Source organism: Xanthomonas sp. D-36-1, assembly GCF_017746155.1.
In the GTDB taxonomy this organism is placed as follows: Bacteria; Pseudomonadota; Gammaproteobacteria; order Xanthomonadales; family Xanthomonadaceae; genus Xanthomonas; species Xanthomonas cissicola.
The window spans coordinates 1-6277 of record NZ_JAGHWR010000123.1 but is presented as its reverse complement, the minus strand read 5'-3'; the positions used below and the strand labels follow the sequence as shown (position 1 = coordinate 6277).

General features: G+C 60.2%; 5 protein-coding genes, 2 tRNA genes and 2 pseudogenes. 3 read left to right on the top strand and 6 right to left on the bottom strand.

The window, feature by feature from the left end:
- The 4 genes and pseudogenes from J7367_RS21845 to uvrB all read right to left on the bottom strand — a co-directional run.
- Positions 1 to 1424, bottom strand: a 1424-nt coding sequence (locus tag J7367_RS21845) for a type IV secretory system conjugative DNA transfer family protein (RefSeq protein ID WP_209029009.1), incomplete at its 3' end; no start/stop codon positions are given.
- 36 nt (positions 1425 to 1460) lie between these two features.
- A pseudogene (locus J7367_RS21840) lies at positions 1461 to 1702 on the bottom strand (hypothetical protein).
- Between the two features lie 701 nt (positions 1703 to 2403).
- Positions 2404 to 2478 (bottom strand) — tRNA-Val (locus tag J7367_RS21835).
- A gap of 95 nt (positions 2479 to 2573) precedes the next feature.
- Positions 2574 to 4595 carry an excinuclease ABC subunit UvrB gene (gene uvrB, locus J7367_RS21830; protein ID WP_007962222.1) on the bottom strand — a complete coding sequence of 674 codons (2022 nt, stop codon included), beginning with the start codon at positions 4593 to 4595 and terminating at the stop codon, positions 2574 to 2576.
- Between the two features lie 153 nt (positions 4596 to 4748).
- Between uvrB and J7367_RS21825 the strand changes: the two genes are divergently transcribed.
- The gene (locus J7367_RS21825; protein WP_081028028.1) at positions 4749 to 5276 is read left to right on the top strand and encodes a GspH/FimT family pseudopilin; all 528 of its coding nucleotides are present in this window, start codon (positions 4749 to 4751) and stop codon (positions 5274 to 5276) included.
- Between the two features lie 62 nt (positions 5277 to 5338).
- Positions 5339 to 5415, top strand: a tRNA-Asn gene (locus J7367_RS21820).
- Between the two features lie 111 nt (positions 5416 to 5526).
- On the opposite strand, the gene J7367_RS22470 is transcribed toward J7367_RS21820, so the two are convergent.
- The gene (locus J7367_RS22470; protein WP_254894382.1) at positions 5527 to 5655 is read right to left on the bottom strand and encodes a hypothetical protein; all 129 of its coding nucleotides are present in this window, start codon (positions 5653 to 5655) and stop codon (positions 5527 to 5529) included.
- Positions 5656 to 5824: 169 nt separating this feature from the next.
- Positions 5825 to 6106: a hypothetical protein gene (locus J7367_RS21815; protein ID WP_139792654.1), complete on the bottom strand. Its 282-nt coding sequence runs from the start codon at positions 6104 to 6106 to the stop codon at positions 5825 to 5827.
- 68 nt (positions 6107 to 6174) lie between these two features.
- Between J7367_RS21815 and J7367_RS21810 the strand changes: the two are divergent.
- Positions 6175 to 6277 (top strand): annotated as a pseudogene (locus J7367_RS21810) (IS5/IS1182 family transposase); the annotation flags it as partial.

Below are 6277 nucleotides of genomic sequence, written 5' to 3'. Positions count from 1 at the left end.
TCGATGCGACGCTGATCGCTGGCGTCCTGCTGTTCGCGTGGCGCGTAAAGGATCTGCAGGGCGTGATTGGTGATGATGGTGCGTGACAGATCTTTGCCGTAGGTCGCGTCCAGCTGGGCCATGCTCTGGATGATGGGCAGAAGGCGGATGTTGTAGCCGGCCATGTAGGCTACCGCGGTCGCGATGATGTCCACCTTGCCGATCGAGGTGAATTCGTCCATCAGCAGCAGGCACTGATACTTGAGCTCAGGGTTGGATTTGGGAAGTTCGCGGGTGTTGAGGTTGATGATCTGGCTGAAGAGCAGATTGATGATCAGGCGGCTTTCGGCCAGCTTGTTGGGCTGGATGCCAATGTAGATGGTCATCTTCTTCTTGCGAAGGTCCGTGAGCACGAAGTCGTCCGCACTGGTGGCAGCGTCCAGCACCGGATTGATCCACGCATTGAGCGGCTCCTTCAAGGTGCCCATGATCGAGGCGAAGGTCTCATCCGCCTGTGACAGCATGTTGGCAAAGGCCGACTTGGCGTTGCTGCTGAGGAACCGCCGCTCGGACAGCGACTTCAGATATTTCTTGAGATCGGTACCGTCACCCGACGAAAGGCGATAAATCCCGCCCAAAGTGGGTGCCCCTGCCCCACCCGGAAAACCGAGCGAGAGCTCCTCGTCCCAGTTTTCGAACAGGTACAACGCGAACGCCATGAAGGCGTTGCGCGCCTGGCTCACCCAGAACTTCTGGTCGTCGGACCCGTCCGGGTACAACATCGCTGCAATACTCATCAAATCCGAAACGCGAAATGCGGGATCGTTCGATACATAGGTCAACGGATTCCAGCGATGTGTGCGACGGTCTTCGGCGAACGGATTGAACAGGAAGACCTCGTGGCCCTGGCTTGCACGCCAGCCACTGGTCAGGTCGAAGTTCTCCTGCTTGATGTCCAGGACCACGACCGACTCTTGATACTCCAACAGGTTCGGGATGACGACACCGACGCCCTTACCCGAGCGCGTCGGTGCAGCAAGAATCACGAATTGTTGGCCGCTCAATCGCACCAGCTTGCCGTTGAACTTGCCGACGACGATGCCGTTTCCGCTGGGCTTGAACAGCCCATGTTTGGAGAGATCGGCGGCGCCGGCAAAGCGGGCGTCACCGTGCAGGGCGCGCGGCTTGGGCTTGACGATGAGCACAACGGCAATCGCCCAGACCAGCACCGGCAGCCCGAATCCAAGCACGCCCGCAATCTTGATCTTGGTCGCGTAAGGCGCCACTTGGGGCAACCCAAGAGCGCCGAAATAGCGATAGTAGGTGTCCCACCCGTACAGACCGGTGTCGAGCCGCAGCAACAACAGGGTCAGATAGCCGGACAGGCAATATCCAACTAGCACCGCCACCAGCGTGGCAATTGCGATGATTTTGGGTTTGGACATGCGCCCTTCTCCTTAGGCTTGCATCACGATGGCGGGCTAGCGGCGCACGACCGGCTTATGGTCGACAAGATCGGACTTGCGCCCACCACTCTCGCTCTCCACCAGCGAATCGATCCAGACCTTGGCCTGGTCCAGGGACAAATCCGGAGTGATTCGCGTACCCGCCTCGGTCACAACGGCGTATGCCACGACGGCGTCGGGTGCGTACACCTCGTCACGCGTAATCGCCACAACACGGTCCCCCCCCTGGTCAGCACGGTGTGCTGATACTCGTCCATCGCCAGCCTTCCTTTCCGTCAGCGCGGTGGCGATGCTAAAGCAAGACGTGTGACGGCGAAAGCGGTATCGGCTGACTGGGCTGCGGCAGGCAGCGCTGACCCGCAAAACAGCCGCGCTGAACACTTATTTCCCACAGCCGAGGCACTCTCGGTGCGCTTTCGAAGACGCGCACGGGCGGCCGAAGACCTGGACTGCCTACCGCCTTCGCGTGGAAGGCACTGCGATAGCCTGGCTTACCGCACGAAGCGCCCCTTCGCGGTGAACGCACCCACCAGCCCCGGCGCTCAACTGACATCCGGCGACGATCGATCAAGCCACTTTTCAAGATAGAAGGACGAGAGCGGCATCAGTAGTTCACCCGTCAGAGGGGGACGAGGCGCCGCGAGCATCACGCATCATCCGCAACGTATAGATCAGACAGATGGCGCGGCACGATTTGGCACCGCTCGAGCATCGCCGCGTACCTGGCCGGCGACGTTTTGACCGCAGCCAGCCACTTCCATACACCAGTGCCGCGTCTCCGCATCGCCAGTCGATACGCAACGCGCAGCGCAGCAAGGCGGGAATTCCAGTGCAGCAGACCCGAGCTGACAGATGCCAACGCTGCAAGAACTTTTGCGTGGGGTCACGTCGGGGTCAGTGGCAGACGTGCCTGCCGATCTTGAAACCACTCAAGCCCCTGTACCATCTGGACTTAGAGTGGTGGGCGGTACAGGGTTCGAACCTGTGACCCCTACCATGTCAAGGTAGTGCTCTACCGCTGAGCTAACCGCCCGTTTCCTGCGTCAGCATTGCGCTGTGCAGGGCGCGCATTCTAGCGCAGGGATTTAAGGACCACAAGCCCTCCCCGCGCCCCAAGACGTCTCTGCCCTAGCCCAGACTTGCCGCTTTCAACTTCTGGATCTGGTCGCGAATCTGGGCTGCGGCCTCGAACTCCAGATCCTTTGCGTGCTGATACATCTTCTGCTCCAGGCTCTTGAGCTTGCCGGCGATTTCCGCAGGCTTCATGGCACGGTAATCGGGCGTCTCCTCGGCAACCTGGCGTGATTTCGAACGGCCCTTGCCCGACTTCTTCTCGGCCGCATCGTCGCGCGCGCCTTCCATGATGTCGGCGATCGGCCGCTCGACGGATTTCGGTGTGATGCCATGTTCCAGGTTGTACTCGACCTGCTTCTCGCGGCGACGATCGGTCTCGTCGATCGCCGCCTGCATCGAGCGCGTCATCTTGTCGGCATACAGGATGGCCTTGCCGCGCAGATTGCGTGCGGCACGGCCAATGGTCTGGATCAGCGAACCGGTCGACCGCAGGAAGCCTTCCTTGTCGGCATCCAGGATCGCCACCAGCGAGACTTCCGGCATGTCCAAACCCTCGCGCAGCAGATTGATGCCCACGAGCACATCGAACTTGCCCAGACGCAGGTCGCGAATGATTTCCACGCGCTCGACGGTGTCGATATCCGAGTGCAGGTAGCGCACCCGAATCCCGTGTTCGCCCAGGTACTCGGTGAGGTTTTCGGCCATGCGCTTGGTCAACGTGGTCACCAATACACGGTCGCCGAGCTTGATGCGCTCGTGGACCTCGGACATCAGGTCGTCGACCTGCGTGCCGACCGGGCGGATCTCCACGACCGGGTCGATCAACCCGGTCGGGCGCACCACCAACTCCGTGACTTCGCCGGCAGACTCGCGTACCTCGTAAGGACCCGGCGTCGCCGAGACGTAGATGCTGCGCGGCGAACGCGCCTCCCACTCTTCGAAACGCAAGGGGCGGTTGTCCAAGGCGGACGGCAATCGAAAACCGAACTCCACCAGCGTTTCCTTGCGCGAACGGTCGCCCTTGTACATCGCGCCGATCTGCGGAATGGTCACATGCGACTCATCAATGACCAGCAGCGCGTCCGGCGGCAGGTAGTCGAACAAGGTCGGCGGCGGCTCGCCCGGCGCCTTGCCGGTGAGATGCCGCGAGTAGTTCTCGATACCGTTGCAAAAACCCACTTCGGCCATCATTTCCAGATCGAATTGCGTGCGCTGGGCCAAGCGTTGCGCCTCGACCAACTTGTTCTGTGAGTAGAGCTGCTCCAGGCGTTCTTTCAGCTCTTCCTTGATGGTGTCCACCGCACTCAAGGTACGCTCACGCGTCGTGGCGTAATGAGTTTTCGGGTACACGGTGTAGCGCTGCAACTTGCGCAAGGTTTCGCCAGTGAGCGGATCGAACAACGTCAGTTGTTCGATGTCGCCATCGAACAACTCGATGCGCAAGGCTTCGGTATCCGACTCGGCCGGGAACACATCCAACACCTCGCCGCGCACGCGGAAGGCGCCGCGTGTCAGTTCGAACTCGTTGCGGGTGTACTGCAAATCGGTGAGATGGCGGATCAACTGGCGCTGATCGATGTGCTCGCCAACCGACAGGATCAGACGCAGCGATAGGTAGTCCTCCGGCGCGCCAAGGCCATAGATTGCCGACACCGTCGCTACCACCAGCGAATCGCGCCGAGACAGCAGGGTCTTGGTCGCCGACAAGCGCATCTGCTCGATGTGTTCATTGATCGAACTGTCCTTCTCGATGAAGGTGTCCGACGACGGCACATAAGCCTCCGGCTGGTAGTAGTCATAGTAGCTGACGAAGTACTCGACCGCGTTATGAGGGAAGAATGACTTGAACTCGCCGTACAGCTGCGCCGCCAACGTCTTGTTCGGCGCCATCACCAGCGTCGGCTTCTGCACCTGCTGGACCACATTGGCAATGGTGTAGGTCTTGCCCGAGCCCGTTACACCCAACAAGGTCTGCTTGGCCAGCCCGGCCTCGAAGTTGGCGACCAGCTTGTCGATGGCTGCAGGCTGGTCGCCCGCTGGCGAGTAAGGGGATACGAGCTGAAAACGGTCGGTCATGGAGCGCACCTTCGAACGACCAATAAGTATAGCGATGGCGGATGACGGCGATGTTTGCGGTTTCCCTACCTTCTTACGGGCTTTAGGCCGATCGCGGAAACGTCAGCCGCGCCCGATTCTAGGGATCACCGAGAATCGAGGCTTGGCAAGGATATGCACCAACCCCACAAAGGATTCAGCCTCATTGAGTGTTCTATTGCGGTGGCAGCATTTGCGGTGGCGCTATCCATGGCGCTACCGTCCTTAACGGCGTTGCGACGAACGCATCAGGTTCGGTCAACGATGCTTGAGCTTGCTGCACATCTGGCACTGGCAAGGTCGACCTCAATTACCCGTGGGGATCCGGTAGGAATGTGTCCGCGCGAGTCATCAGATGCTTGTGCAGCTGGTCACGATTGGACGCACGGCTGGCTGTTGTTTGCAGATCCGGACGGAAATCGCCGACCCGATGGTGCGCATGACATCATCGCGTCGGGGACAAGCAAGGTTGACGCGAAGATAAGCGTCCGCACCACTTCCGGACGTACGCAGCTGCGCTTTGGCCCACTCGGGACAATGCTGGGGACTAACGTGACCTTCAACGTCTGCCGAGATGGAGGCCTTGAGGGTCAGGTCATCGTCAGCATGACTGGTCGGCTTCGCTCCTTGCGGCCGCGCTTACCTCAACCTTGTCCCTCTTAAGATTTGCGGCGCGACAGGGGGACTTGCACATGCAGCCAAGCCTCCCTATAATTTGCCTCCCCGCCCGAATAGCTCAGCCGGTTAGAGCACTTGACTGTTAATCAGGGGGTCGTTGGTTCGAGTCCAACTTCGGGCGCCAAGACTGAAACCCACGCACATGCGTGGGTTTTTTTGTCGTGAATTTACATCGCGCTGGAAATAGAGAACGCAATCTCGGCGGCGATGAAGCATCCTCGCTTATTCGAGCCGCTCAGAAGTAGAGGTGGCTGGTGATTGCCCATTGCGAGGCGGATGGACGGCAAGCCGCCGAGTGATTGATGTAGTCGTTGGCGGCTGCCAGTCCTCGACCATGCGCCGAATCGCCGAGCTTAGTCAACATGAGGCAGTCCAGCACTTCAGTGCGAAAAATGCGGTTGAAGCGTTCGATATCGGCATTTCTGGGTGGGCTTGCCGGGCTGGATGTGGATCAGGGTGACGCAGTGCTGCTGTGCCCACTGCCCGAGTGCAAGTGCTGAAGAACTCCAGCCCGTCGTCCAGGCGCAGTCGCCTTAGGGCGCCAGCAGTTCGACCAACTCGTCCAGTGCGCGGCTGACCCTTACCGAGGGCGGGCTGGTGTCGATTTCAATCTTCATCCATTCGCGATTGAAGTCATCGTTGATGTTGAAGGTGCGAAAGCGGCGGCCAGACCGCAGGGCATCGGACATGAACTCCGTCGCCCAGGTGTGGTTCGCCGCTTGCAGGATCTCCAGCGGCGCGCGGATGCGATCAGGTAGCTGGCGCTTGCCGCGACGTGGTAGGTCGGGTTTCAGCGCTGTGTAGCCGCCTGGCAAGAGCCTTGCCCCAACCCTGCGGCCGCGCCCACTCCATCAGCGAGCCACAACCGTGTCCGGATTGTCCGCCCAGTTCGACCAAGAACGCCGACCATGCGCGCGACCCTGAGATGCATCAGACCAGGAAGGGAAATCAGTGGTATTTTGGGATGAAGGCGCACATCGGCGTGG